The sequence below is a fragment of the Streptomyces sp. NPDC023838 genome (assembly GCF_040639555.1).
In the GTDB taxonomy this organism is placed as follows: Bacteria; Actinomycetota; Actinomycetes; order Streptomycetales; family Streptomycetaceae; genus Streptomyces.
This window is the reverse complement of record NZ_JBFAAD010000026.1, coordinates 19,327-44,571: the sequence shown is the minus strand read 5'-3', so window position 1 is coordinate 44,571 and position 25,245 is coordinate 19,327. Positions and strand designations below refer to the sequence as shown.

28 protein-coding genes are annotated in these 25,245 nt (G+C 72.5%); 13 read left to right on the top strand and 15 right to left on the bottom strand.

Annotated features, from left to right (window positions below; translation table 11 throughout):
- The first annotated feature begins 66 nt into the window (after positions 1–66).
- Positions 67–552 (top strand): nuclear transport factor 2 family protein, encoded by a 486-nt coding sequence (locus AB0G17_RS26870; RefSeq protein WP_361387975.1) that lies wholly within the window; start codon positions 67–69, stop codon positions 550–552.
- 149 nt (positions 553–701) lie between these two features.
- Entirely contained in the window at positions 702–2,306 is a 1,605-nt protein-coding gene (gene lnt / locus AB0G17_RS26865) for an apolipoprotein N-acyltransferase (RefSeq protein WP_361387972.1), read from the top strand.
- Here lnt and AB0G17_RS26860 read toward each other — a convergent pair.
- Entirely contained in the window at positions 2,230–3,135 is a 906-nt protein-coding gene (locus tag AB0G17_RS26860; RefSeq protein WP_361387969.1) for a Gfo/Idh/MocA family oxidoreductase, read from the bottom strand. The two genes, lnt and AB0G17_RS26860, sit on opposite strands and share 77 nt — an antisense overlap.
- A 130-nt stretch (positions 3,136–3,265) precedes the next feature.
- Between AB0G17_RS26860 and AB0G17_RS26855 the strand changes: the two genes are divergently transcribed.
- From AB0G17_RS26855 to AB0G17_RS26845, 3 genes are all read left to right on the top strand, one after another.
- The gene (locus tag AB0G17_RS26855; RefSeq protein WP_361387966.1) at positions 3,266–3,787 is read left to right on the top strand and encodes a DinB family protein; all 522 of its coding nucleotides are present in this window, start codon (positions 3,266–3,268) and stop codon (positions 3,785–3,787) included.
- 105 nt (positions 3,788–3,892) lie between these two features.
- A complete protein-coding gene (locus tag AB0G17_RS26850; RefSeq protein WP_361387963.1) occupies positions 3,893–4,339 on the top strand; it encodes a hypothetical protein in 447 nt (148 codons plus the stop codon).
- A gap of 101 nt (positions 4,340–4,440) precedes the next feature.
- Positions 4,441–4,914 carry a hypothetical protein gene (locus AB0G17_RS26845; RefSeq protein ID WP_361387960.1) on the top strand — a complete coding sequence of 158 codons (474 nt, stop codon included), beginning with the start codon at positions 4,441–4,443 and terminating at the stop codon, positions 4,912–4,914.
- A gap of 55 nt (positions 4,915–4,969) precedes the next feature.
- On the opposite strand, the gene AB0G17_RS26840 is transcribed toward AB0G17_RS26845, so the two are convergent.
- The 6 genes from AB0G17_RS26840 to AB0G17_RS26815 form a co-directional block, all read right to left on the bottom strand.
- Entirely contained in the window at positions 4,970–5,653 is a 684-nt protein-coding gene (locus AB0G17_RS26840) for a uracil-DNA glycosylase (protein WP_361387957.1), read from the bottom strand.
- A 108-nt stretch (positions 5,654–5,761) separates the two neighbouring features.
- Positions 5,762–7,306, bottom strand: a complete 1,545-nt coding sequence (locus tag AB0G17_RS26835; RefSeq protein ID WP_361388170.1) for an ABC transporter substrate-binding protein — start codon at positions 7,304–7,306, stop codon at positions 5,762–5,764.
- A gap of 227 nt (positions 7,307–7,533) precedes the next feature.
- Positions 7,534–8,301, bottom strand: coding sequence for an SDR family oxidoreductase (locus tag AB0G17_RS26830; RefSeq protein ID WP_361387954.1), 768 nt, complete (start codon positions 8,299–8,301; stop codon positions 7,534–7,536).
- Between the two features lie 17 nt (positions 8,302–8,318).
- Positions 8,319–9,080, bottom strand: a complete 762-nt coding sequence (gene fabG, locus AB0G17_RS26825) for a 3-oxoacyl-ACP reductase FabG (RefSeq protein ID WP_361387951.1) — start codon at positions 9,078–9,080, stop codon at positions 8,319–8,321.
- A gap of 151 nt (positions 9,081–9,231) precedes the next feature.
- A complete protein-coding gene (locus tag AB0G17_RS26820) occupies positions 9,232–9,615 on the bottom strand; it encodes a DUF3037 domain-containing protein (RefSeq protein WP_361387948.1) in 384 nt (127 codons plus the stop codon).
- The gene (locus tag AB0G17_RS26815; protein ID WP_361387945.1) at positions 9,612–10,481 is read right to left on the bottom strand and encodes a HipA family kinase; all 870 of its coding nucleotides are present in this window, start codon (positions 10,479–10,481) and stop codon (positions 9,612–9,614) included. The genes AB0G17_RS26820 and AB0G17_RS26815 overlap by 4 nt, the downstream gene beginning before the upstream one ends.
- A gap of 115 nt (positions 10,482–10,596) precedes the next feature.
- Here AB0G17_RS26815 and AB0G17_RS26810 point away from each other — a divergent pair, with 115 nt between their 5' ends.
- Both AB0G17_RS26810 and AB0G17_RS26805 read left to right on the top strand, forming a co-directional pair.
- On the top strand, positions 10,597–12,690 hold the full coding sequence (locus AB0G17_RS26810; RefSeq protein WP_361387942.1) for a prolyl oligopeptidase family serine peptidase: 2,094 nt from the start codon (positions 10,597–10,599) through the stop codon (positions 12,688–12,690).
- A gap of 164 nt (positions 12,691–12,854) precedes the next feature.
- Positions 12,855–13,340: a Rieske (2Fe-2S) protein gene (locus tag AB0G17_RS26805; protein WP_361387939.1), complete on the top strand. Its 486-nt coding sequence runs from the start codon at positions 12,855–12,857 to the stop codon at positions 13,338–13,340.
- A gap of 10 nt (positions 13,341–13,350) precedes the next feature.
- Here AB0G17_RS26805 and AB0G17_RS26800 read toward each other — a convergent pair whose 3' ends face one another.
- Positions 13,351–14,001, bottom strand: a complete 651-nt coding sequence (locus tag AB0G17_RS26800) for a cysteine hydrolase (protein WP_361387936.1) — start codon at positions 13,999–14,001, stop codon at positions 13,351–13,353.
- 118 nt (positions 14,002–14,119) lie between these two features.
- Between AB0G17_RS26800 and AB0G17_RS26795 the strand changes: the two genes are divergently transcribed.
- Positions 14,120–14,617, top strand: a complete 498-nt coding sequence (locus AB0G17_RS26795) for a pyridoxamine 5'-phosphate oxidase family protein (protein WP_361387933.1) — start codon at positions 14,120–14,122, stop codon at positions 14,615–14,617.
- Between the two features lie 186 nt (positions 14,618–14,803).
- On the opposite strand, the gene AB0G17_RS26790 is transcribed toward AB0G17_RS26795, so the two are convergent.
- The gene (locus tag AB0G17_RS26790) at positions 14,804–15,709 is read right to left on the bottom strand and encodes a LysR family transcriptional regulator (RefSeq protein WP_361387930.1); all 906 of its coding nucleotides are present in this window, start codon (positions 15,707–15,709) and stop codon (positions 14,804–14,806) included.
- Positions 15,710–15,783: 74 nt separating this feature from the next.
- Between AB0G17_RS26790 and AB0G17_RS26785 the strand changes: the two genes are divergently transcribed.
- Positions 15,784–16,752 carry a DMT family transporter gene (locus AB0G17_RS26785; RefSeq protein WP_361387927.1) on the top strand — a complete coding sequence of 323 codons (969 nt, stop codon included), beginning with the start codon at positions 15,784–15,786 and terminating at the stop codon, positions 16,750–16,752.
- A gap of 22 nt (positions 16,753–16,774) precedes the next feature.
- On the opposite strand, the gene AB0G17_RS26780 is transcribed toward AB0G17_RS26785, so the two are convergent.
- Positions 16,775–18,106, bottom strand: a complete 1,332-nt coding sequence (locus tag AB0G17_RS26780; protein WP_361387924.1) for an aminotransferase class I/II-fold pyridoxal phosphate-dependent enzyme — start codon at positions 18,104–18,106, stop codon at positions 16,775–16,777.
- Between the two features lie 36 nt (positions 18,107–18,142).
- On the opposite strand from AB0G17_RS26780, the gene AB0G17_RS26775 reads away from it, so the two are divergent.
- Complete coding sequence (locus tag AB0G17_RS26775) at positions 18,143–18,805, top strand: pyridoxamine 5'-phosphate oxidase family protein (protein WP_361387921.1); 663 nt, start codon at positions 18,143–18,145, stop codon at positions 18,803–18,805.
- A gap of 45 nt (positions 18,806–18,850) precedes the next feature.
- Here AB0G17_RS26775 and AB0G17_RS26770 read toward each other — a convergent pair whose 3' ends face one another.
- From AB0G17_RS26770 to AB0G17_RS26760, 3 genes are all read right to left on the bottom strand, one after another.
- Entirely contained in the window at positions 18,851–19,810 is a 960-nt protein-coding gene (locus AB0G17_RS26770) for a DMT family transporter (protein WP_361387918.1), read from the bottom strand.
- A gap of 162 nt (positions 19,811–19,972) precedes the next feature.
- Positions 19,973–21,040: an EamA family transporter gene (locus tag AB0G17_RS26765; protein ID WP_361387915.1), complete on the bottom strand. Its 1,068-nt coding sequence runs from the start codon at positions 21,038–21,040 to the stop codon at positions 19,973–19,975.
- A gap of 31 nt (positions 21,041–21,071) precedes the next feature.
- The gene (locus AB0G17_RS26760; RefSeq protein WP_361387912.1) at positions 21,072–21,614 is read right to left on the bottom strand and encodes a Clp protease N-terminal domain-containing protein; all 543 of its coding nucleotides are present in this window, start codon (positions 21,612–21,614) and stop codon (positions 21,072–21,074) included.
- A gap of 232 nt (positions 21,615–21,846) precedes the next feature.
- Here AB0G17_RS26760 and AB0G17_RS26755 point away from each other — a divergent pair, with 232 nt between their 5' ends.
- On the top strand, positions 21,847–22,044 hold the full coding sequence (locus AB0G17_RS26755; protein WP_361387909.1) for a hypothetical protein: 198 nt from the start codon (positions 21,847–21,849) through the stop codon (positions 22,042–22,044).
- 138 nt (positions 22,045–22,182) lie between these two features.
- Positions 22,183–22,611, top strand: a complete 429-nt coding sequence (locus tag AB0G17_RS26750; protein WP_361387906.1) for an SRPBCC family protein — start codon at positions 22,183–22,185, stop codon at positions 22,609–22,611.
- A gap of 85 nt (positions 22,612–22,696) precedes the next feature.
- Here AB0G17_RS26750 and AB0G17_RS26745 read toward each other — a convergent pair whose 3' ends face one another.
- Positions 22,697–23,293 carry a PadR family transcriptional regulator gene (locus AB0G17_RS26745; RefSeq protein WP_361387903.1) on the bottom strand — a complete coding sequence of 199 codons (597 nt, stop codon included), beginning with the start codon at positions 23,291–23,293 and terminating at the stop codon, positions 22,697–22,699.
- Positions 23,294–23,461: 168 nt separating this feature from the next.
- On the opposite strand from AB0G17_RS26745, the gene AB0G17_RS26740 reads away from it, so the two are divergent.
- Complete coding sequence (locus AB0G17_RS26740) at positions 23,462–24,277, top strand: PhzF family phenazine biosynthesis protein (RefSeq protein ID WP_361387900.1); 816 nt, start codon at positions 23,462–23,464, stop codon at positions 24,275–24,277.
- Between the two features lie 159 nt (positions 24,278–24,436).
- Here the strand turns inward: AB0G17_RS26740 and AB0G17_RS26735 are convergent, their stop codons facing one another.
- Positions 24,437–25,240: a type II CAAX endopeptidase family protein gene (locus tag AB0G17_RS26735; protein WP_361387897.1), complete on the bottom strand. Its 804-nt coding sequence runs from the start codon at positions 25,238–25,240 to the stop codon at positions 24,437–24,439.
- Positions 25,241–25,245: the final 5 nt, after the last annotated feature.

Below are 25,245 nucleotides of genomic sequence, written 5' to 3'. Positions count from 1 at the left end.
GGACTCGTCCGGGTTGTGGGCCCTCGGACCCTTGGCCCCTCGCGCCCGCTGCCGGAGACTGTGGCGATGACCCAGCGTGTGGAACTCGCGACCGTGATGGACCGGCTCGCCATCGATGAACTCGTCACCGGCTACGCGGCCGCCGTCGACGACGCCGACTGGTCCGCGTACGGGGAGCTGTTCACCCCGGACGGGCGTGCCGACTACCGCGCGGCGGGCGGTGTGGAGGGGCCGGCGGCGGAGGTCGCGGCCTGGCTCGCGGAGACCATGCGGCTCTTCCCGGTCCGCCAGCACCTGATCGTCAACCGGCTGCTCACCCTCCAGGACCTCGGCGGCTATCCGGGCGACCGGGCGGGGGTGCGGGCCGACTACCTCAATCCGATGCGGTTCGGCGCGCAGGACGACGGCGACGGCGGCCCGGTGGAGCCCAACTTCTTCTCCGGCGGCCGGTACGCCTTCTCGCTGCTGCGCACCGACGCGGGCTGGCGGCTGCGCGAGGTGACCGTGCACGAGAAGTGGCGGCATGTGTCGGGAGCGCTCGGCACGGGGTAGGCGGGGGCGTACGGGCGCGCGGCGGGGCGGACTCGCCGGGCGGCCGGGGCATCGGGGCGCGGCCGCCTTGCTGCCGCACACTGAGGGCGCACACTGGGGACACGCTCGGGCGGAATCCACTGCTCATGGGCGGGGCGAGGAGGCGGGGCATGCGGGTTCCGGTCGGGCTGCGGCACCGTCTCACGGGGCTGCGCCAGCTGGTGATGGTGTCGCGGTGGTGGCGGGGCACGGCGGCGGTGCTCGCCGGGGCGCTCCCGGCGCTGGCGTTCCCGGCGCCGGGTCTGTGGTGGTTCGCGTACGTCGCGCTGGTGCCGTGGCTGCTGCTGATCCGCTCGGCCCGCGACGGTCGGCGGGCCGCGCTGGACGGCTGGCTGGGCGGCACCGGGTTCATGCTCGCGGTGCACCACTGGCTGATGCCGAGCCTGACCGTCTTCATCGTCGTCCTGGCCGCGCTCCTGGGGCTCCTGTGGGCGCCGTGGGGCATTCTCGTGCGCTCGACGCTCGGCGGGCCCGGCGCGGGCACGCCTTCGCCGCGGCGCGCGACGGCCGCGCTCGCCGTGCTGCCCTCGGGCTGGCTGATGGTCGAAATGGTCCGCTCCTGGCAGGGGTTGGGCGGTCCGTGGGGGGTGCTGGGCTCCAGCCAGTGGCAGGTGGCACCGGCGCTGCGGCTCGCCTCGGTCGGCGGGGTGTGGCTGGTGAGCCTGTTCGTGGTGGCCGTCAACGTCGCCGTCACGGTGCTGCTCGTCTGCCGCCCGGCGCGTACGCCCGTGGTGGCCGCGGTGCTCGCCGGGGCTGTCGCCGCGGGCGCCGTGTGGGCGTGGGCGCCGCGTCCCGAACGGGCGGGCCGGGTGCGGGTCGCGGTCGTCCAGCCGGGTGTCTACGAGGGCCCCGACGCCCGCTTCGCCCGCAGTGAGGCCCTGACCCGGGCGCTGGCGGGGCGGGACGTGGACCTGGTGGTGTGGGGCGAGAGCAGCGTCGGCTCGGACCTGACGGCCCGGCCGGACCTCGCGCGAAGGATCGCGGCGCTCTCACGGGTGGTGGGCGCGGACATCCTGGTGAACGTGGACGCCCGCCGCGCCGACCGCCCGGGCATCTTCAAGAGCTCGGTCCTTGTGGGGCCGGACGGGCCGACGGGCGAGCGCTACGACAAGATGCGCCTCGTGCCGTTCGGCGAGTACATCCCGGCCCGCTCGCTGCTCGGCTGGGCCACCTCCGTCGGCAAGGCCGCGGGCGAGGACCGGCGCCAGGGCACGACGCCGGTGGTGATGACGCTCCCGGACGGGCTGCGGTTCGGCCCGGTGATCTGCTTCGAGTCGGCGTTCCCGGACATGAGCCGCCATCTGGTGCGCGAGGGCGCCCGGTTGATCGTCGCCCAGTCGTCGACGTCGTCGTTCCAGCACAGCTGGGCGCCCGCGCAGCACGCCTCGCTCGCCGCGCTGCGCGCCGCCGAGACGGGCCGCCCCGCGGTGCACGCCACGCTCACCGGGATCAGCGCGGTCTACGGCCCGGACGGCGAGCGGATCGGCCGCCGGCTCGGCACCTCCAGCAGCACGTCCGCGGTCTACGACGTGCCGCTCGCCGACGGCACCACCCTCTACGTCCGGTTCGGCGACTGGGCGGTGTACGCGGCGCTGCTCGTCCTCGCCGCGTACTGCGCCCTCACCGGGCGGCGCTCACTCAGGAAGCCTGTTCCAGAGCCTCCCGTACCACCCGCTCGCACAGCTCGTGAGTCGCAAGAGCGTCCCGTGCACTGAGGAGCTTTCCGGCGCGTACGGCGTCGAGGAAGGAGTGCACGGCCTGCTCGATGCCGCGCTGCCGGGCCACCGGCACCCAGTCGCCGCGCCGGCGCAGGGTCGGCTGGCCCTTGTGGTCGACGACGTCGGCCAGGTTGAGCACCTGCCGCTTGGTGTCCTGTCCGGAGACCTCCAGGATCTCCTCGGTGGAGCCGTTCATCCGGTTCATCGTGCCGATGGCGGTGAAGCCGTCGCCGGAGAGCTGGAGGACGACGTGCTCCATCAGGCCCTCGCGCACCCGGGCCCGTACGACCGTGTGCTCGACGGGCCCCGGTGCCAGGAAGCGCAGGGTGTCCACGACGTGGATGAAGTCGTCCAGCACGAGCGTGCGCGGGTCCTCGGGGAGCCCGACGCGGTTCTTCTGCATCAGGATGAGCTCACGCGGGTGCTCGGCGCACTGCGCGTAGCCGGGCGCGAGCCGCCGGTTGAAGCCGACGGCCAGGCTCACGCCACGCTCCTCGGCGAGCTCCACGAGCCGCTGGGAGTCGGCGAGTTCGTACGCCAGCGGCTTGTCGACATAGGTCGGTACGCCCGCCTCGATCAGCCGGGTCACGATCGTGGGGTGCACGGCGGTCGGCGCGTGCACGAAGGCCGCGTCCAGGCCCTGCGCGAGGAGCGAGTCGAGCTCGGTGTGGCGCCGGGCGAGCGGAACATGAAGGGCGTCGGCGACCCGCGTGAGGGTGGCGGGGGTGCGGGTCTGCAGATGCAGCTCCGTCCCCGGCAGGGTGGTCAGGACCGGCAGATAGGCCTTCTGCGCGATGTCCCCGAGTCCGATGCAGCCGACCTTCACGAAGTCTCCTGTCGCCGTCCGGCTTCCCGCTGTGTGCTTCCTTGACTGGTCAGCATACGTGGGCCGATTCGGGCCGGACGGGCCCGATATCCCGTGGCGGTGGCGGAGGCGATCCGTGAGGATGGCCGCCATGACGACGATCGAGACGCCCGAACGCCAGGAGCCCGCCCTCGACGCCGACGAGCTGTCGATGCTCGTGGGCTGGCTGGAGTACCACCGCGAGACCCTCGCCCTGAAGTGTGCGGGGCTCACCGACGAGCAGCTCAGGACCGCTTCGATGCCGCCCTCCGGGCTCACCCTCATGGGGCTGGTGCGGCACATGTCCGAGGTCGAACAGCACTGGTTCAGCAATGTCTTCGGCGGCGAGCAGGGCGCGCCGCACTACTACACCGACGAGGACCCGGACGGCGACTTCCACCCCGGCCCCGAGGACACCTTCGAGGAGGCGCTCGCCACCTGGCGCGGCGAGATCGCCAAGGCCCGCGCCCACGCCGAGGGCCACGCCCTGGACGACCTGAGCACCGGCACCTCGCGCGGCGGGCAGCACTTCAACCTGCGCTGGATCTACACCCACATGATCGAGGAGTACGCGCGCCACAACGGCCACGCCGACCTGCTGCGCGAGGGCATCGACGGCACGACCGGCTACTGAGCCCCGGGCGGCAGCCCCTGCCGTCACCCTGCGCCGTCACTCGTGCGGGCCAATCCCGGCCCGCACGCGCGCGCAACGGGGCCCGCACCCAGCAGAGTTGAGCGGGTGCACCGAACACGAACCACAGCGAGGCTCCTCGTCGGGGTGGCCGCCCTGGCCGTTTCCGGATGTGTCACCGTCCAGCGTGGTCCCGCCCCGGGGCCACCCCCGCCGCCTCCCCCGCAGACGAGCGAGCAGAGGAGCGAGCAGGCCGACCGGAGCGTCCGGCCGCAGATCGTCCAGGCCCCCGTCCGTGAGGCACTGGAGGCGGCACTGCCGGCCGCCCCGGTGCCCCGGCCCCGGGCCGTGCACCCGGCCCCGCATCCGCACCCGCGCGCCCATCCGGCCCCGCCACACCCGCACCCGCGCCCCGCCCCGCACCCGGCCGCGCCGCACCTGCCGACGCCCCCGCCCTTCATCGGGGACGACGTCTGCGACCTGGGCAGATCGCTGGGCGGCTGGCGTCCGGACAGCCCCGAGGCGCGCATCTGCGAGGGGACGTACGGGAAGTAGCGACAGGCCCGGGGGCCGCGCCCGAGCCTGAGCCCGATTGTCGGTGTGGGCGGCTAGCGTCGAGACGACCGGATGCGTACGACAGGCTCGCGGAGGCCGCAGTGATGGAGCAGCAGGAGGCGTCGGAGGACGTCGTCATGACCCGGATCGGGCAGGCGCTGATGCTCCTGCACGGCGGCGACCGCGAGGAGGCGCGCAACCGCTTCGGCGTCATCTGGGCGGAGATCGGCGAGCACGGCGACCCGCTGCACCGCTGCACGCTGGCGCACTACATGGCCGACGCGCAGGACGACGCCGGCGACGAACTCGCCTGGGATTTGCGGGCGTTGGCCGCCGCCGACGGCCTCGGCCAGGACCGGCTCGACGCGCACCACGCCTCGCTCGCGGTCCGGGCCCTCTATCCCTCGCTCCATCTGAACCTGGCGGCGGACTATGTGAAGCTGCACCGCCCGAACGCCGCCCGTATCCATCTGGACCGGGCGCACGCCGCCCTGGACGCGCTCGCGGACGACGCGTACGGCAACGGGATCCGGGCGGCGCTCGACCGGCTGGAGCGGGGGCTGGAAGGCGCCTGAGCCACGGGGCGCGCGGGCGCCCTCGGATCCCGTCGCGCGGGCACCCCGGGAGGGCTCAGCCCAGGTCGGGGATGCGCCAGTCGATCGGCGCGTGGCCCTGCGCCGCGACCGCCTCGTTGATCTGGGTGAAGGGCCGCGAGCCGAAGAACCGCTTGGCCGACAGCGGCGAGGGGTGGGCGCCCTTCACCACCACGTGCCGCTCCTCGTCGATCAGGGGGAGCTTCTTCTGCGCGTAGTTCCCCCAGAGCACGAAGACCGCCGGGTCCGGGCGGGTGGCGACCGCGCGGATCACCGCGTCGGTGAACTTCTCCCAGCCCTTGCCCTTGTGGGAGTTGGCCTCGCCCTCGCGGACGGTCAGCACCGCGTTGAGCAGCAGGACGCCCTGCTCGGCCCACGGCATCAGATAGCCGTTGTCCGGCACCGGGTGGCCGAGCTCCTCCTTCATCTCCTTGTAGATGTTCCGCAGCGACGGCGGCGTCTTCACGCCCGGCCGCACCGAGAAGCACAGCCCGTGCCCCTGGCCCGCGCCGTGGTACGGGTCCTGGCCGAGGACCAGGACCTTCACCTTGTCGTACGGAGTCGCGTCGAGCGCGGCGAAGACCTCCTCGCGCGGCGGATAGACGGGACCCTTCGCCCGCTCCTCCTCGATGAAGTCGACGAGCTCCTTGAAGTACGGCTTCTGGAGCTCCTCGCCGAGGACGCCGCGCCAGGACTCGGGCAGCATGGCGATGTCGGTCACGTCAACAACCTCCGTGGGACGTTCGGTTCCCGCACCCTGCGGTGCGAGATACCGAAAAACCTACCGGCCGCCACTGACAACGCGCCCCGCGCCCGCCCCGCCGGCCTCCTACCAGCTGGTCTTGCGGTGCAGCTCCCACATGCACATGACCGTCTGGGGGTCGATGGCACGCTCGCCGCCCGCGATCTCGTCGCTGGCCGCCACGTAGAGCTTGCCCTGCCACAGCGGCAGCAGCCGCACGTCGTCGGAGAGCACGTCCTGGGCCCGCTCGAACTTCTTGCTGACCGCGCCCCGGTCGGAGACCTCGCGGGTCTGCGGGATCAGCTGGTCGGTGATCTCCTTGGGCTCGTACGGGGTGCCGACCGCGTTCTCCTTGCCGACGAAGGGCGCGATGAAGTTGTCCGGGTCCGGGAAGTCGGGGAACCAGCCGCGCCCGAAGACGGGGTACTCACCGGACTGCATCCCCTGTGTATACGCCTTCCAGGGGCGGTTCTGCAGGGTCACCGTGAACAGCCCGGAGGCGTCCAGCTGGCGCTTGATCTCGGCGAACTCCAGCGCGGTGGACGAGCCGTACCGGTCGGTCGTGTACCAGAGGGTGAGCGGCACCGGCTCGGTGATCCCGGCCTTGCGCAGGATGGTTCTGGCCTTGGGGACGCTCGGCGCGCCGAAGGTGTCGAAGAAGCTCACCGTGTGCCCGGTCACACCCTTGGGCACCATCGAGTAGAGCGGCTCGGCCGTGCCCTTGTAGACCTTGGCCACCAGCGCGTCGCGGTCGACGAGCTGGGCGACGGCCCTGCGTACGGCCGGATTGGCGGCGAGCGGGTCCTTGGGGTTGAAGACCAGGAAGCGGATCTCCGTGCCGACCGTCTCGACCAGCTGGAGCGGCTTGCCCGCGGCCTTCTCGTTCTGGACGTCCACGACCTCGTTGGCGGTCAGTCCCCGGTAGGTGACGTCGATCTGCTTCTTCTTGAGGGAGTCCACCATGGCGCTGGAGTCCTTGAAGTAGCGGATCGAGACGGCGTCGTTCTTGAGCTGCGCGAACCCGGCGTAGTGGGAGTTCTTCTTCAGCTCGGCCCGGTCGCCCGCCTGGTACGACTCCAGGGTGTACGGGCCGGAGCCGGTGAGCCCGCCGTCGTCGCGCAGCGCGTTCGCCGGGTAGGACTGGGGGTCCACGATGGACATGGCGGGCGCGCCGAGCACGAAGGGGAAGGTCGCGTCCGGCTTGTTCAGATGGAAGGTGACCGTCCGCTCGTCGTCGGCGGTGACCCGGTCCAGGCTGGTGAGCAGGCCCTTGGGGCCCGCCTTCACATTGATCTTCACGATGCGGTCGATGGAGTACTTCACGGCGGCGGCGTCGATCTTGTCACCGTTGGAGAACTCCAGGCCCTTGCGGAGCGTGCACTGGTACGTACGGCTGCCCGCGTCCTTGAACTGGCAGCTCTCCGCCGCGTCCGGCTGGGGCGTGTTGCTGCCGGTCGGGAAGGACAGCAGCGTCTGGAAGACGTTGCGGAAGAGCTCCCAGGAGCCGTCCCAGGAGGCGGCCGGATCGAGGGTGCTCGGCTCGCTCACCGTGCCGACCTTGATCGTCTGCTCGGTGTCCGAAGCGCTCCCCGAGAGCAGTCCGCAGCCGCTCAGCAGGGCCAACGACGACATGGACGCAAGGGCCGCGGTGGTGCGCAGGCATATGGTCCGGTTGAACACGTGCACGCTCCTCGTTCAGCCATGGGTCGGCAGACCATACCGCAGCGCCCCGCCCGGTCAACTGGAGGACCGGACGGGGCACTTGGGGAGATTGAGGTACAAACCGGGCGACTACTCACCGGTACGAAGATCATCGTACGCGACGCACGCGCGCGTACGCGCGTCAGTGCACCCGCGCGTCAGTGCACGCCCGCGCCGAGGAACAGCCCTCCGTCGACCACCAGCGTCTGCCCGGTCATCCAGGCGGACTGCTCGGAGGTGAGGAATGCGACCGCTCCCCCGATGTCGGAGGGCACCCCGAGGCGCTTGAGGGGGTAGGCCGCGGCGGCCTCCTCCTCGCGGCCCTCGTAGAGCGCCTGGGCGAACTTGGTCTTGATCACCGCGGGGGCGATCGCGTTGACCCGCACGTCCGGCGCGAACTCGTGCGCCAGCTGGAGGGTCAGATTGACCATCGCCGCCTTGCTCATCCCGTACGCGCCGATGAAGGGCGAGGGGGCGAGGCCGGCGACGGAGGCGATGTTCACGATCGCGCCGCCGTTCTCCTTCTGCCAGGCCTTCCAGGTCTGCTGGGCGAAGCCGAGCGCGGAGATCACATTGGTCTCGTACACCTTGCGCGCCACGTTCAGGTCGAGCTCCGCCATCGGGGAGTAGACCGGGTTGGTGCCCGCGTTGTTGACCAGGAAGTCGACCCGGCCGAACGCCTCCATCGCGCGCTCCACCGCGACGCTCTGGTGGGCTTCGTCGTGGGCCTTGCCGGCGACGCCGATGACTCGGTCCGCGCCGAGCCGCTCGACGGCCTCCTTGAGGGCGTCCTCGCCCCGGCCGGTGATGCAGACGCGGTCGCCGCGGGCGACCAGCGCCTCGGCGACGCCGTAGCCGATGCCCCGGCTGGCGCCGGTGACCAGGGCGACCCGGCCGGAGAGCTCGGGGAGCTGAGTGTCCGTCATGATGTGTTCTCCCGGCTTCAGTTGAGGGGTCCGCCGGCCACGTACAGCACCTGGCCGGAGACGAATCCCGCGTCGTCGCCGGTGAAGAAGGCGATGGCGTTGGCGATGTCCTCGGGGAAGCCGACGCGCGCGACGGGGATCTGGGTGGCGGCCGCGGCCTGGAACTCCTCGAAGCCCATGCCGACCCGGGCGGCGGTCTGCGCGGTCATCTCGGTGACGATGAAGCCGGGGGCGACCGCGTTGGCGGTGACGCCGAACTTGCCGAGCTCCTTGGCGAGGGTCTTGGTGAAGCCCTGCAGGCCCGCCTTGACGGCGGAGTAGTTGGCCTGGCCGCGGTTGCCGAGCGCGGAGGACGAGGAGAGCGAGACGATACGGCCCCAGCCGGCGTCCACCATGTGCTTCTGGACGGCCTTGGCCATCAGGAACGCGCCTTTGAGGTGCACGTTCATCACGGTGTCCCAGTCGGACTCGCTCATCTTGAAGAGCAGGTTGTCGCGCAGGACGCCCGCGTTGTTGACGAGGATGGTCGGCGCCCCGAGCTCGGCGGCGACGCGCGCGACGGCGGCCTCCACCTGGGCGCTGTCGGAGACGTCGCAGCCGACGGCGACCGCCCGGCCGCCCGCCGCCGTGATCTTCTCGACGGTGTCCTTGCAGGCCGCCTCGTCGAGGTCGAGTACGGCGACCGCTCGGCCCTCGGCCGCGAGCCGGACGGCGGTCGCGGCGCCAATGCCCCGGGCCGCCCCGGTCACGATGGCGACGCGCTGCTCGGTGGTGGACATGCTGTTCTCCTCGCCCTGGGGATCCGCGGCTCCTCGTCCCTGAGCAACCGCTTAGTAGCTTCAGCAGACGAGACGCTAGAAGCCCTGGCACCCGGTGTCAACGGCCCACGGATCCCCGAGCGAAGGTCACACCCACGCGGTCCAGCCCCGGCTAGCGGACCAGCAGGTCGAGCAGGCGCTCGGTCTCGGCCGCCGGATCCGTGGTGAGCCCGGTGTGCACCGGCCCCGGCTGCACCACCGTCGAGCGCGGCGCGATCAGCCAGCGGAAGCGGCGCCCCGCGTCGTCGCCCGCCGCCTGCCCGGCCGCCTCGCCGCCGCCGCAGACCCCCTCGACGGCCCGCAGCGCCGCCCGTACCCCCACCACGTCCGCGTGCGGGTCGAGCGCCTTCAGCTTGGCCTCGTCCAGATGCGTACGAGCCGCCACGAACGACTTGGCCCGGCAGTAGACCAGCACTCCGGCGTTGAAGCACTCCCCGCGCTCGACGCGCGGCACGACGCGCAGCAGCGCGTACTCGAAGACGTCGCGGTCGCTCACTTGCCGTCCTTCTCGCCGGGCTGGCCGGTCTTGCTGTCCTTGGTGGGGTGCGGCCAGGGCTTGAGGTGGTCGGTGAGCCAGCCGGGGGCCTGCGAGGGCGCGGCCTTGGCGGGCGCGTCCAGCGTGATCCGCTCGTGGACGTCGGCGGCACGGGCGAGCAGCGGCGCCACGTACGCCCGGCGCAGCGCGTCCGTCGTGTCGAAGCCGGGCTCGTCCACCAGCCACTCGTCGGGCACCAGGGCGGTGACCTCGGTCAGCAGCTCCTCGGTCACCAGCGGCGCCAACTCGGCGGCAGCGGCGGCCACATCGGGTCCGAACGGGGCGAGGGCGTGGTCCGAGGCGTTGTAGGGCTTGGCGGCCGAGGCCTGCGCGCCCGGCCAGTTGTGGTGCCAGATCATCGTGGCGCCGTGGTCGATGAGCCAGAGATCACCGTGCCAGACGAGCATGTTAGGGTTCCGCCACGAACGGTCGACGTTGTTGATCAACGCGTCGAACCAGACGACCTTGCCCGCCTCCACCGAGCTCACCTGGTAGGCCAGCGGGTCGAACCCGATCGAACCGGGCAAGTAATCCATTCCGAGATTCAGCCCGCCGCTCGCCTTCAGCAGCTCCTGCACCTCCTGGTCCGGCTCCGAGAGCCCGATGACGGGGTCGAGCTGAATGGTGACCAGTTCGGGGACGCGCAGAGCGAGCCGTCGGGCGAGCTCTCCGCAGATCACCTCCGCCACCAGGGTCTTGCGGCCTTGTCCGGCACCGGTGAACTTCATGACGTACGTACCGAGATCGTCGGCTTCGACGATCCCCGGGAGCGAGCCGCCTTCACGCAGAGGCGTGACATAGCGGGTCGCTGTCACTTCATTGAGCATCTGTCCAGGCTACTGGGACAGATGCGACTGTTCGATCAGTTAAAACCGCGACCGAACCCCGACCGAACCCCGACCGAAACCCGGTCGAAACCCCGACCCGAAGGAACGCTTCGCCATGCCCACCGAAGACAGGACCACCCAGGCCCCGGCCACCGAGGACCTTCCCCTCCAGTTCGCGCGCACCAGGCGCTTCTCGCTCGGCGCGCCCCGCGGCTTCACCGTCTCCCCCGACGGCGACCGGGTGCTGTTCGTCCGCACCACCGACGGGCGTTCGCCCCGCGGCGCGCTGTGGCTGTTCGAGAACGGCGAGGAGCGCGTCCTCGTCGACCCGATCGCGCTGGGCGAGTCGGGCGAGGTGCCGCAGGAGGAGCTGATCCGCCGTGAGCGGGCGCGCGAGTCGAGCGGCGGCATCGTCGGGTACGCCACCGACGCGGCCGTCCGCACGGTCGTCTTCGCCCTCTCCGGCGCGCTCTGGCTGGCCGGGACGGACGGCGGCGCGCCGCGCCCGATCCCGACGGCGGGCCCGGCCGTCGACCCGCGCCTCTCCCCCGACGGCACGCTCATCTCGTACGTGACGGGGCGCGCCCTGCACGTCGTACGCGCCGACGGCACCGGCGACCGGCAGCTGGCCGCACCGGAGGGCCCGGAGGTGTCCTACGGCCTGACGGACCACGTCTCGGCCGAGTCCATCGGCCGTACGCGCAGCTCCTGGTGGGCGCCGGACAGCTCCGCGCTCCTGGTCGTCCGCGTGGACAACTCGCCGGTCCAGCGGTGGTATCTGAGCGACCCGTCGGACCCGGCGAAGGCCCCGCGCGTCCTGCCGTACCCGGCGGCGGGCACGCCCAACGCGGAGGTGTCGCTGGTCGTCGTCAGCGTGGACGGCGAGCAGGTGCCGGTGCGGCTGCCCCGGTCGGCGGAGCCCGAGTCGCACCCGGCCGGCGCCTGGACGGACACGGCCTTCGAGTACCTGGTGGAGGGCGGCTGGGACGCGGGCGGCGCGTACGCCACCGTCCAGACCAGGGACCAGCGCACGGCCTACGACCTGGCCATCGACCCGGCGAGCGGCTCGACAGAGGTGACGGCTCGTCACCATGACGGCCACTGGCTGGAGTTCCTACGGGGTGCGACGGCGCTCGCCCGTTCCGGGGCCGCTCTCGGAGACCGGCTTCCGGCCGGTCTGGAGGTACGGGAGATACTCGGCCGGGCCGGTGACACGGTCTACTTCGCGGCGAGCGACGAGCCGACCGAGACGCACGTCTGGGCGTACGCGCCCGAGTCCGGCTTCGCCCGCGTCACCGAGGAGCCCGGGGTGCACACGGCGGCCGTGGGCGGCGACACCCTCGTCCTCGACAGCCGAACCGTGCACGAGCACACCGTCACGGTCCTGCGCGACGGCAAGCCGGCGGGCCGGATCGGCGTGCTGACCGAGCGGCCGGTGCTGACGCCGAGGCCGGTGTTCCTGTCGCTGGGCGAACGCGAGCTGCGCACCGCGCTCTATCTGCCCTCCTGGCACCGCGAGGGCGCGGCCCGGCTGCCCGTCGTCGTCCACTCGTACGCAGGTCCGGGCCTCCAGACCGTCGTACGGTCCAACGCCTGGCACCACGTGGTGAACCAGTGGTTCGCCGAGCAGGGGTTCGCGGTCCTGTCGATCGACGGGCGCGGCACTCCGGGGCGCGGCGAGGCCTGGCGCGTCTCCATCCACGGCGACCAGCTCACCCCCGTCCTGGAGGACCAGGCCGAGGCGGTCCGGGCGGCCGCCGAGCTCTACCCCGATCTGGACACCGGGCGGGTGGGCATCCGGGGCTGGTCGTTCGGCGGGTACCTGGCGGCGGCAGCGGTGCTGCACCGGCCGGATGTGTTCCACGCGGCCGTGGCGGGCGCGGCGCCGACCGATTTGACGCTCTACGACACCCACTGGAAGGAGCGGTATCTCGGCCACCCCGAGGTACAGCCGGAGAACTACGAGCGCTGTTCGCTGGTCGCGCACGCCCACAAGCTGACCCGACCGCTGATGCTCATCCATGGGATGGCGGACGACAATGTGGTGCCCGCACACATGCTGCGGTTCTCGCAGGCGCTGCTCGCGGCGGGCAAGCCGCACAGCGTGCTTCCGCTGGTGGGCGAGAGCCACCTGGTCACCAAGGAGGGTGTGGCCGACACCCTGCTGTGGCTCAATCTCGAGTTCCTGAAGAAGTCCCTGAACGCCTGAGGAAGTCCCTGAAGACCTGACGAGACCCCTGAAGCGCTGAGGAGTTCCTTGAACATCGAAAGAAGTCCTTGAACGCCTGAACAGCCGGCCGCGCCGGACCGTATCCCTTCACGCAGCCCCGCGCAGCGAGGTGACGTGTGCAGCAAGGTGAAGGGAAAGCCAGTATGAGCACCCAAGCTCTTCCGTCCGAGCCGGGCCCGGCCCGCCGTACCGTCGTCGCGGCGGTCGGCGGCGTCGGGCTCGCGGCCGCGCTCGCCGCCTGCGGCGACTCGGACAAGTCCGGCGACGCCGCCAAGTCCTCCGGTGACGGGGGTACCGGAGGAACGGGCGGCACGGCCGGAGGAGGCGCCGGGTCGGCCGGCGGCGGGGTGCTGGCGAAGACCGCCGACATCCCGCAGGGCGGCGGCAAGGTCTTCCCCGACCAGGGCGTGGTGGTGACCCAGCCGACGGCGGGCACCTTCAAGGCGTTCTCGGCCACCTGCACCCATCAGGGCTGCACGGTGAAGGACGTCGTCGGCGGCACCATCAACTGCCCCTGTCACGGCAGCAAGTACGACGCCGCCACGGGCAAGGTGACCGGCGGCCCGGCACCGCGCCCGCTGCCGGCGAAGGCGATCAAGGTGGAGGGAGAGTCGATCAAGCTGGCGTGACCCCGTGGGCTCAGGCCCGCCCGGCCCGGCGCGGGCCTTTGAGACAGGCCACGATGTCGTCGGTCGTGGCCACGGTGGCGACCAGGGCCAGTGTGTTGCGGATCATCGCGGGGGTGTACTCGGCGGGCACCCCCGCGATGGCGTCGGCGGGCACCACGGCCGTGTAGCCGAGGTTGACGGCGTCGAACACGGCGTTCGGGATCGCCACGTTCGCCGAGACGCCGCTGACGATCAGGGTGCGGCAGCCGAGGTTGCGCAGCAGCGGGTCGACGTCCGTCCCCGCGATCGGCGAGAGGCCGTGCAGCCTGCGGACCACGAGGTCCTCGTCCGCCACGTCGATGCCCTCGACGATCCGCACCGCCGTCGTGCCGGAGTACTGCTGTACGGGCAGGCGTTCTGCGGCCCGGAACAGGCGGGCGTTGCGGGACGCGCCACGCCCGTCCGGCCGGCGCTCGGCCACCGCGTGCACGACCTGGACACCCGTCTCGTGCGCGACGGCGACGAGCCGGGCGACGTTGTGGAGCGCGCCCGACGACCGCGCCACCTTGGCGAGTTCGGGCAGCGCACTGTCGGTCCCGACGACGCCCCGCTGGCACTCCACGGTCATCAGCACCGTGGAGGCGGGGTCCAGCTGCTCGGCCAGTTGTTCGTTCGTCGCCATGGCGCGGGAGGCTAATGGGCATTGCGCGAGGGGGGAAGGGCGCGCCATGATTCCTGACACCCAGTCAGCTCGACTCGGTTCAGCTCAGCTCAACCCCACTCACGGGAGGAGCCGCCCGATGACCGCCACCCAGCGCCGGGGCCGCCGGATCATGATGACGGACGCCGAACGGGACGCGTTCCTCACGGAGCAGCGCACCTGCCGCGTAGCCACGGTCGCCCCCGACGGCCACCCGCACGTCGGCGCGCTCTGGTACGTCTGGGACGGGGGCGCCCTGTGGCTGTACTCCATCACCCGCAGCCTGCGCTGGGCACACCTGCGCAAGGACCCCAGGATCGCGGTGGTGGTGGACGCCGGGGAGGAGTACGGGGAGCTGCGCGGCGTAGAGCTGCGGGGCACGGCGGCGCCGGTCGGCGAGTCCCCCCGCACGGGCGAGCCGTGTGCCGAACTGGAGGGCGTGGAGAGGGAGTTCGCGCGCAAGAACTTCGCCTTGGAGGAAATGATCCACGACGGCCGCCATGCGTGGCTGCGTCTGGTGCCGGAGACGATCGTGTCGTGGGATTTCCGGAAGCTGGGCCTGCCGAGCGGCCAACCAACCAGCCCCTCCGGCGTTTGAGGAGCGGGGTCCGGGGCGGAGCCCCGTGGCGGGGTGCAGGGGCCGCAGGCCCCGCGAGCGGGGTCCGGGGGCGGAGCCCCCGGCAACGGTGCTCGGCCCCCACGCGGCCGCCCGCCCAGGGCTTTCGGGAAGGGGCGGGGTGGGGAACAAGCCCGCCCCAGGCGGCCCGCCCCCGCATCCCCACCCTCACCCCGCCAACCCGGCCCCCGCCGACGCCAACGCCTCCACCGCCGCCCGGATGGAGGGCCGCCGATCCGCATCCGCCCGCCACACCGCGTACACATGCCGCCGCATCGCATCCCGCACCGGCACCACCCGCACCCCCTCCGGCACCGGCCCCCGCCCCAGCCGGGGCGCGACGCTCACACCCAGCCCGGCCTCCACGAGGGCGAGCTGCGTGGCGTGTTCACGCGCCACATGCCCGACCCGCGGCTCGACCCCCTTGCCCCGCAGCGTGAACATCAGCCACTCGTGGCAGAACTCGCCCTCGGGCCAGGTGATCCACTCGTCCGCGGCGAACTCCTCCAGCTCCACCGTCTCGCGCCCCGCGAGCCGGTGCCCGACCGGCATCGCCACATCCGCCAGGTCGTCGAGGAGCGACCGCTTCGCCAGCCCGTCGGGCAGCGGCAGCGGCTTGTTGTACCAGTCGAGGACGACCGCCAGGTCGAGGTCCCCGAGCAGCACGCCCCGTACCGAATCCTCCGCCTCCAACTCGTCCGAGCGGACGGCCAGTTGGGGGTGGGCGGCGCGCAGCGCGGTGAGCGCCGCCGGGAAGAGGCCGCGCGCGGCGGTGGCGAAGCCCGCGATCCGCAGCTCGCCCACGACCCGTCCGCGCTGCGCCTCCAGATCGGCCTGGGCGACCTGGACCTGGGAGAGGATCCGCGCGGCGTGCTCGGCGAGCAGCCGGCCCGCGTCGGTGAGCCGCACGCCCCGCCCGTTCTTGGCGAGCAGCGGCTGTCCGGCCTCCCGTTCCAACTTGGCGAGCTGCTGCGACACGGCCGACGTCGTGACGTGCAGATTGTCGGCGGCACCACCCACCGAGCCGTGGCGGGCCACCGCGTCGAGGGTCCGCAGGCGCTCCAAGTTCAACATGTAAGCGATGCTAACCGATCCACCCAACCTTTTCTCGCTTGTGCTACGAGGTTGAAGCGGCCAGGCTTACCGCCATGAGCACCGTCGCCTCCTCCCGACCCTCCTCGGCCCTCTCCCCCACCTCCGCCCCGCGCCGTCCGGCCCTCGACTGGCGGGTCCGGTTCGCGGCGCTCTCGCTGGTCTGGGGGTTCAGCTTCCTCCTGATCAAGGTGGGCACGGACGGCTACGCCCCCTTCCAGGTCACCTTCGGGCGGCTCTTCTTCGGTACGGCGGTGCTCGCTGTGGCGATGGCCGTCAAGCGGGAGCGGCTGCCGCGCGGCGTCCGCACCTGGCTCCATCTGGCGGTGGCCGCGCTGCTCCTGAACGCGCTGCCGTTCTCGCTCTTCGCCTACTCCGAGCTGACGATCCCCTCCACGCTCGCCGGGATCTGCAACGCGACCTCCCCGCTGTGGGGCATGGCGCTCTCGCTGGTGGCGCTCTCCGAGGACCGGCCGACCCGCCGCCGGGTGGCCGGCCTCGGCCTCGGCTTCCTCGGGGTGCTCACGGTCCTGGGCGCCTGGCAGGGCTTCCACGGCCTGGATCTGACCGGCACCGCGATGGCCCTGCTCGCCTCGCTCTGCTACCCGGTCGGCTGGATCTACGTCCGCCGTACGCTGGCGGGCAGCGGCCACTCCAACCTGTCGCTGATCGGCTCCCAGCTGGGCCTGGCGACCATCCAACTGGCCCTGGTCACCCCGGTGTTCGCGGGATTCCCGACCTCGTTCCCGCTCGTCCCGCTGCTCGCCGTGGCCGCGCTCGGCGCCCTCGGCACCGGCTTCGCGGTGCTCGTCCAGTACGGCCTGGTCAACGAGGTGGGCCCGACGACCGCGCAGATGGTCACGTACTTCATCCCGGTCATCGCCACCGCCGCCGGGGTGCTGGTCCTCGGCGAGAGCCTCAGCTGGAACACCCCGGTCGGCGCGGTGATCGTCCTCGCGGGCGCGGCCCTGACGCAGAGCCGCCCCAGGGCGACCCGACAGGTCGCTCCGGCACCCGCCGACTAGCCGTACCACCCGGTCGTACCGCCTAGTCGTACCGCCGCCCCGGCGCCGACCCCGTGGCCGCCGCCACCGCGTCGGCGGCGGGGCCGATGTCCGCCGGGGCGAGCGTGGAGACGGTGAGGCGGATGCCCGGTGGCGCGGCCATCCGGAAGCGCGCGCCCGGCGCCACCGCCCATCCGGCGTGCAGCAGCCGCGCCACCGCCGCCGTCTCGTCGGGCACCGGCACCCACACGCTGAACCCGCTGCGCCCGTGCGCCGCGACGCCCCGCGAGCGCAGCGCGCGCACCAGGGTGTCGCGGCGCTCCCCGTAGGAGCGGGCCACGGCGGCCGGGTCGAGGACGTCCGAGGTCCACAGGTGGACGACGGTCCGCTGGAGCAGCCGGCTGACCCAGCCGGGACCGAGCCGCTGGCGCCCGCGCACCCGGTCCAGGGTCACCGCGTCCCCGGTGAGCACGGCGAGCCGCAGGTCGGGGCCGTACGCCTTGGCCACCGACCGTACGAACGCCCAGTGTTCGGTGGTCCGCGAAAGCGGGGCGAGCGGGACCTCGACCATGCCGTGGCCGTGGTCGTCCTCGATCAGCAGGACCGAGGGGTGCGCCGACAGCACCTCGCGCAGCGCGCGGGCGCGGGCCGCGCTCACGGCCGCGCCGGTCGGGTTCTGGGCGCGACAGGTGACGACCAGCGCCTTGGCGCCCGAGGCGAGCGCGCGCTCGACCGCCTCGGGCAGCGGCCCCTCGTCGTCGAGCGCCACCGGCACCGGCCGCAGCCCGAGCGCCGGGACGAGGTCGAGCAGCGCGCCCCAGCCCGGGTCCTCGATGGCGACGGCGTCGCCGGGCCGCAGATGCGCGGCGAGCACCCGCTCGATCGCGTCGAGAGACCCGGAGAAGACGCCGACCGGCCCCGGCGGCACCCCATCGGCGTCCAGCGCCGCGCGGGCCAGCCGCGCCAGCTCCGGGTCGACCGGGTCCTGCCCGTAGAGCGTGGGCCGCTCGGCGTGGTCGCGGGCGGCGGCCGCGAGCGCGTCGCCGAGCGGCGGCAGCAGGGCGGGGTCGGGGTTGCCGTCGGAGATGTTGCGTACGCCGACGGGCACGTCGATGCGCTGGGCGTCCCGGGCGGTGCTCGCGGGGCGCGGGCGCACCCGGCTGCCGCGACGGCCGCCCGTCTCGATGACGCCCCGGTCCCGCAGGAGCCGGTAGGCGGCCGCGACCGTATTGGGATTCACCCCGAGCTCGGTGGCCAACTCCCGCAAGGGAGGCAGCAGTTGACCCGGTTCCAGCTCCCCGGCGCCCACCGCGCGCTCCACGTCGGCCGCGATCTCCGATGCGCGGCGCCCCACGATCCGATACTCTCCTAGCACAAACATAACTATGCACTAGTGCAATGGAGAACGCAAATGCCGGACACCGCTTCCTACGAGCCCACCGAGCGCACCGTGCCGACCCGCTCGCGTGAGCGGGCCTCGTACGACCGCGAACTGGTGCACGGGATACTCGACGAGGGATACGTCTGCCACCTCGGCTTCGTCCGCGACGGCGCCCCGGTCGTACTGCCGACGCTGTACGGCCGGATCGGCGAGCGGCTGTACGTGCACGGCTCGACGGGCTCGCGGCCGCTGCGGATGACCGGCAAGGCCGACCCGGGGCTCGCGGTCTGCCTCACCGTCACGCACGTCGACGGCCTGGTGCTGGCCCGCTCGGCCTTCCACCACTCGATCAACTACCGCTCGGTCGTGGTCCACGGCATCGCGTACGAGGTCACCGACCCCGAGGAGCGGCGCACCGCCCTCGACGCGCTGGTCGACCAGGTGGTCCCCGGCCGCTCCTACGACTCGCGGCAGGCCAACGCCAAGGAGCTCGCCGCGACCGCGGTGATCCGCCTCGACCTGAACGAGGTGTCGGCGAAGGTGCGCACCGGCGGGCCCAACGACGAGCCCGAGGACAGCGCGCTTCCGCACTGGACCGGCGTCCTGCCGGTCGTCCGGGGGTACGGAACGCCGGTCCCGGCCGACGACCTGGACCCCTCGGTCCAGCTGCCGGAGTACCTCGCGGCGCTGTGAGGCGGGCGGGGGTTTCCGGAGCGGCTCCGAAAACCCCCGGCCGGATCAGACCGGCGCCGCGACCCGCCGGGCCCGCGCGGCGAGCCGCGCCTCGGCCCCGGCCAGCCCGACCACCGCGACCAGCAACAACACCGTTCCCGCGACCGTGGCCACGCTCAGCCGCTCCCCCAGGACCGCGACCGCGAGCAGCGCCGCGCTCACCGGCTCCAGAAGCATGATCACGGAGACCGTGGCGGACCGGACGACGGCCGCGCCCGCGAAGTAGAGCGCGTACGCCAGCGCCGTGGGCACCGCCGCCACGTACAGCAGCAGCACGGCCACCCGCACCGGCTCGACGGTGTGCGGTACCAGCCCCTCCGCGCCCGCGAGCGGGAGCAGCAGGACCGAGGCCACGGCGAACGCCCAGGCCGTGGTGGCGGAAGGGTCGGCGGCCGCGCCGTCCCGGCCGAGGCGGCGGGTGAGCAGCGTGATCCCCGCGTACCCGGCCGCCGACAGCAGCGCGAGCAGCACTCCGGCGGGGCGGACGGCGCCGCCGCCGTTGCCGAGGACGAGGACGGCGAGCCCGGCGAGCGCCCCGGCCACGGCGGTCAGCCCGGCGCCGCCGATCCGCTCGCCGAGGGTGAGCCGGGCGCCGACGGCGATGAGCACGGGCCCGGCGCCCAGGGTGACCACGGTCGCCACGGCCAGACCGGTCGAGGCGACGGCGGCGAAGTAGGCGCTCTGGAAGACCGCGAGGCCCACGCCGTTGCCCAGGATCCGCAGCAGGCGCGTGCCCAGCGGTTCCGCGGGCCTGCGCACCGGGCGCCGGCGCAGCGTGCGGGCGCCGAGCAGCAGGACGAGCCCGCCGACGCAGCGCCAGAAGGAGAGGGCGAGCGGGCCGAGGTCACTGGCGTCGAAGACCAGCGCGGCCGCGCCGCCCGCGGTGCCCCAGGCGACACCGGCGAAGACGAGATAGAGCAGGCCGCGCCCGACGGGCAGGCCGGAGGAGGGGGAAGCGTTCGACACGTACGTACTCCGAAGAGGAAGACGGGAAAAGGTCGCGTGCCTGGAGTACGCGGGCAGCGACGAGCCGCTCGGGGACTGCCCGAGCCCGGTCTTCGTCTGGGGTGCGGCCGCCCGCGTTACGCGACGGGAGGCGGTAGAACGGTCGAATGCATGATCGCCACCCTAGGTTGCGGTCCGGCCGGCCGACAACTCGCCCTCGGGCACGTTCGTCTTCCGCGTGGGCGGCTCCTGGGCGTGCGCCTCGTGTACGGACGTCTCCTGTATGGGCAGCGGGTGCCCGTCCCCGCCCGCCACCACCGGCCCGGAGGCCTCCTTCGGCGCCGAGGACTGCGCGATGAAAGCGCCGACCAGGACCACCGCGCCGCCCGCGATCTGCGGGGCGGAGAGGTGCTCGCCGAGCAGTACCCAGGCCAGGACGGTCGCGATGACCGCCTCCAGGCAGGCGACCACGCCGGCCACCTGCGGCGACAGCTTGCGTACCGAGATCACCCCGGTGACGTACGCGATCACCGTCGCGACCAGCACGATCCAGCCGAGCAGCAGGGCCGCTGGGACGTCCGAGCCGTTCATGTCGGCGCTGCCGCCGAGCACCGACCAGTCCATCCCCCACGGCCGGGCGACGAGCGTGAGCAGGACGGAGCCGATGAGCAGGCCGTACGCGATGACGCCCAGCGGGTCGGGCGCGTCGTCCGCGTCGCCGCCCTGGTCGGACAGGACGAAGTAGCCGACCTGGCAGCAGGCGGCGCCGAGCGCGAGCACCAGACCGAGGACGTCGAAGCTGACCCCGGACCAGATCTCGACGACGGAGGCGAGGCCGCCGACGGCGAGCACCACGCCGATGGCCGCGGCCCGGGTCACGGGCCTGCGCTGGACGAACCGGACCCAGCCGAGGACGAGCGCGGGCGCCAGGTATTCGACGAGCAGGGCGACGCCGACGGGAATGCGGGATATCGCCGCGAAGTAGCAGGCCTGGACGCCGGCGACGGCGAGCAGGCCGAACCCGGCGAGCAGCGCGGGCCGGCGCACGAGCAGTCTCCGGTGGCGCCAGGCCACGGGCAGCATGACGAGCGCGGCGCCCGTCACCCGCAGCCACACCACGTGCAGCGGGTCCAGGCCCGCCTCGATCAGCGGCTTGGCCGCGACACCCGATCCGCCGAAGGAGAACGCCGAAGCCAGGGCCAGTCCCAGGCCGACGTTTCTTCCCTGGGATCTCCCTTGAGACGCCTGCATCGGCACATCATGACAGGAGAAGTCAGGACCGTCACCCCTGTGACACCTGTCGAGACGGTGGGGCCTCGCCGAGCCGTACCGCGAGCTCTCCGGCCTCGACTCCGGCGTGGTCGAGGACCGCCACGGCCCGGCACTCCGGGTCGGCCGCGAGCGCCGCGAGAAGGTCGGTGCCGCCCACCCGTACGTCGCCGCGGGCTCCGGCCCGGGCGAGCGCGCCCTCCATCGCGGTGACCGCGGCGGGCGACCAGCCGGGCTGGGCGAGCAGCGGCAGCGCCCCCGAATCCTCCACCGACCCCTGCCAGCGCAGTCCGTATCCGATGGAGCGCTGGACGAGATAGCCGAGCACCCGCGCCACCTGGGGCGCGCCCTCGAAGGCGGCCCGCACCTCTGGATCCGTCTCCATCAGCGAGTGCAGCAGATGGGCGGTGTCGATCTGCCGGTCACCGTCGCGCAGCGCCCTCCTGCGGGCGCCCGCGACCACCGAAGCCATCTCGTCGGTGAGCCGGGCTTCGAGGTCAAGGGTGGCGGGGACCGGGGCCGGGACGGCCGGGACCCGCGGGATCGGGTGGTGCACCCTCCTACCCCATCAGGCAGGCGGCCCCGGGACATCCCCGCCGGGAAGCATTCCGCATCCCACCTTGGGTGGGCACGGATGACCGGGTTCTCCTCCTTGTGGATGAGATTTGCGGTTTACGCCTCAGGGGCGCGCACTGCCGGGCCTTACGCCCCGCACGCAACCACACCGCCGCCGTATACGTCCCCTCCCGTACGACACAGCCGCCCCGGCAACCGCGGGAGGGGACCCGATGTGCTGGATGGTCGCCCTGCTCGCCGAGGACGGGCTGCAGTACGTGTACCGGGTGTACGCGCCGGGGGACGCCCTGCGCGGCGACCTGTTCTGGGCCGCGCTCCACTGCCACGACGAGTCGTCGCGCCCGCGCGCGTCCGACCTGTTCGACTCGGCGCAGATATGGGCGTTGCTGATGAGCGGCTCGATGATCTGACGGTTCATCAGTATTGAATGTTCACGACACCCCGGCTACGTTCCGCGACACGTCCCGATTCGCGTTCCCGATTCGCGTTCCCGATTCGCGTTCCCGATTCGCGTTCCCGATTCGCTTCCGATGTGAAGGGGTGGTCGCATGGCCGAGGTCAGCGCGGAGGCGCGCCTGGAGGCTCCGCCGGAGAAGGTCTGGGCCCAGCTGACGGACTTCACCGCGTACGGCGAGTGGAACGCCACGCACACCAGCTTCCCGCACGGCGGCCCCGACAAGCTGGAGCTCGGCGCCACCTATGCCGAGAACATGAAGCTCATGGGCTTCCCCGCCGAAGTCACCTGGACCGTGGACGAGTTCGAGGCGGGCCGGCTCCTCGGCATCAGGGGCAAGGGCCCGATGGGAGTGAGCGTCGGCAACCGCTACACGCTCACGCCCGACGGGGACGCGACTGTGGTCCGGATCGAGGGCGAGTTCACCGGGGCCGCCGTCTCGCTGATGGCGGGCAAGCTCAAGGACTCGGCGACGGCGGCACTGAACGAGTCGCTGCGCAAGCTCGGCGGCCTGGTGGCTTGACCGACCCGGTGACCTGACGGACCCGCCCGCGCACAGGGAGAGCCCCGCGACCGGTGGTCGTGGGGCTCTCCGTCGGCCGGCAGGGTCAGTCCTCGTCGGCCAGGATCAGATACAGCTTCTTACGGGCGTCGTTGATGACCCCGAGCGCCTTCTGGCGCTGCTCGGCGGTGCCGGTCTTCCAGACCTGGCCGAACGCCTCCATCAGACCGAACCCGGCCTGGCGGATCTCGTTCATGCTCTCCCAGTCGACCCCGCGCCCGGCCTCTTCCCACGGGGCCTCGGACCCCGATTCGGCTTCGGTGCGGCCGGCGTCGGTGAGCGTGAACAGCTTCTTGCCGCCCTCGCTCTCACTGGTGATCAGGCCCTCGTCCTCCATCATCTGGAGGGTCGGGTAGACCGAGCCGGGGCTGGGCTTCCACGCCCCGCCGCTGCGCTCGCCGATCTCCTGGATCATCTCGTAACCGTGCATCGGCCGGTCCTTCAGCAGGGCCAGGATCGACGCGCGGACATCCCCGCGCCGCGCCCTGCCCCGCGGACCACCCCGACCACCACGGCCGGGCCCGAAGGGTCCCCCGCCGAAGCCGGGACCGAAGGGGCCGAAGGCGGCACGCCGCCCCTCGAAGTCGCCCCGACCGCGATGGCCGGGTCCGTGCTGTCCGCACCCATGTCCAGGTGAACGCATCGCTACGCTCCTTCCATCGTTGATCCGTCGCGATGGCTCAACGATATATCGGAACCGCTCGCTTGCCAACCCCTTCAGGAGCGAGGCGGGCGAGAGGGCCACCGAAGGGGCCAAGCACCCCGGATTGGCCTTGGCCGGTGGCCTGCTCCGGCCCGTACCGTCCTGCCCATGCAGATGCGAATCGTCGACGCCTTCACCGACCGCCCGTTCGCCGGAAACCCGGCCGGGGTCCTGCTCCTCGACGCGTTTCCGAAGGACGTCTGGCTGCAGGGGGTCGCCCGGGAGATCAACCTCTCCGAGACCGCCTTCGCGCTCCCGCTGCCGCCCGGCGGCGAGGCCGACTGGGCGCTGCGGTGGTTCACCCCGGCCACCGAGGTCGGCATGTGCGGGCATGCCACTCTGGCCACCGCCCATGTGCTGCACACGACGGGCGCCGCGACGGGGACGGTCAGGTTCGCTGCCCAGTGCGGCATCCTCTCCGCGACCGCGCACGAGGACGGTTCGATCACGCTCGACTTCCCCACCTCGCCGCTCACCCCGGTGGAGGTCCCGGACGGCGTCGCCGAGGCGCTGGGGGCGCGGCCCCTTTCCGTCCACGACACCTCCGAGTTCATCGGCGACCTGGTCGTGGAGCTGGCCGACGAGCGGACCGTGCGATCCCTGACGCCGGACTTCAAGGCGCTGGCCGCGCACTCCAAGCGCGGCGTGATCGCCACGGCCGCGGCCGAGGACCCCTCCCTCGGCTACGACTTCGTCTCGCGGGGCTTCTTCCCCCGCGTCGGCATCGACGAGGACCCCGTGACGGGCAGCGCGCACACCGCGCTCGCGCCGTTCTGGTCGGCGCGCCTGGGCCGCACCGAGCTGACGGGTCTCCAGGCCTCCGCCCGGACCGGCCTGGTGCGGACATCCCTGCGGGGCGAGCGCACCCTGCTGACGGGTACGGCGGTCACCGTCATCGAGGGCGAGCTGCTCACCGCGCCGTAGCGATGGCCGAGGGGCAGCCCGGCCGCAGACATGGGTAAGGGGCGTACGCCATAGCCGTACGCCCCTTACCCGTCATCCACGCGCGCGTGCGCGGCCCACCCGTACCGAGGCCGGATCGAGGCAGAACAGCCCGTCATCCACGCGCGCGTGCCCGGCCCCTCACAGCGTCGGCAGCCAGCTCACCTTCCCCGCCAGCAGCGCGTACCCCACGAACGCCCCGATGTCGAGCAGGGAATGGGCCACGACCAGCGGCCCGACCCGCTGCCAGCGCCGGTAGAGCAGGACGAACACCACGCCCATCGCCATGTTGCCGAGGAAGCCGCCGATGCCCTGGTAGAGGTGGTAGGAGCCGCGCAGGACCGAGCTCGCCGTCAGGGCCGCCAGCGGGGTCCACCCCAACTGGCCGAGCCGGCGCAGCAGATACCCGACGACAACCACCTCTTCCAGTACGGCGTTCTGCACCGCCGACAGGACGAGCACCGGGTACTTCCACCACACGTCCGGCAGCGACTCCGGCACGACCGTCAGATTGCCCCCGGCCGCCCGCGCCGCCAGATAGAAACCGAGCCCCACGCTGCCGATCCCTGCCGCGATGAGCGCGCCCCTGCCGAGGTCCGGCCAGGGCCGCCCGCGGTCGAGACCGAGCACGCGCAGACCGCCCGCCCCCTCCCGCAGCAGCAGGTGCGCGACGAGCGCCACCGGCACCAGCGCGCTCGCGATGCCGAAGAGCTGCCAGGCGAGATCCAGCCAGGGCCGCCCGGGGGCGTACGAGGTGTTGAGTTTCGCCGCCTGGTCCTTGAGGCCACCCGGCTTGGTCAGCGATCCGACAAAGCTGATCAGCGCCGACACACCGCTCGCGCCGAGCGAGAGGGCCAGCACGAGCACCGTCTCGGACCGCAAGATCCGCGGCGACACCCCCCGTTCGGGAAGAGAATCAGCCACACGCCCCGCCTCCACCTGCACACCTG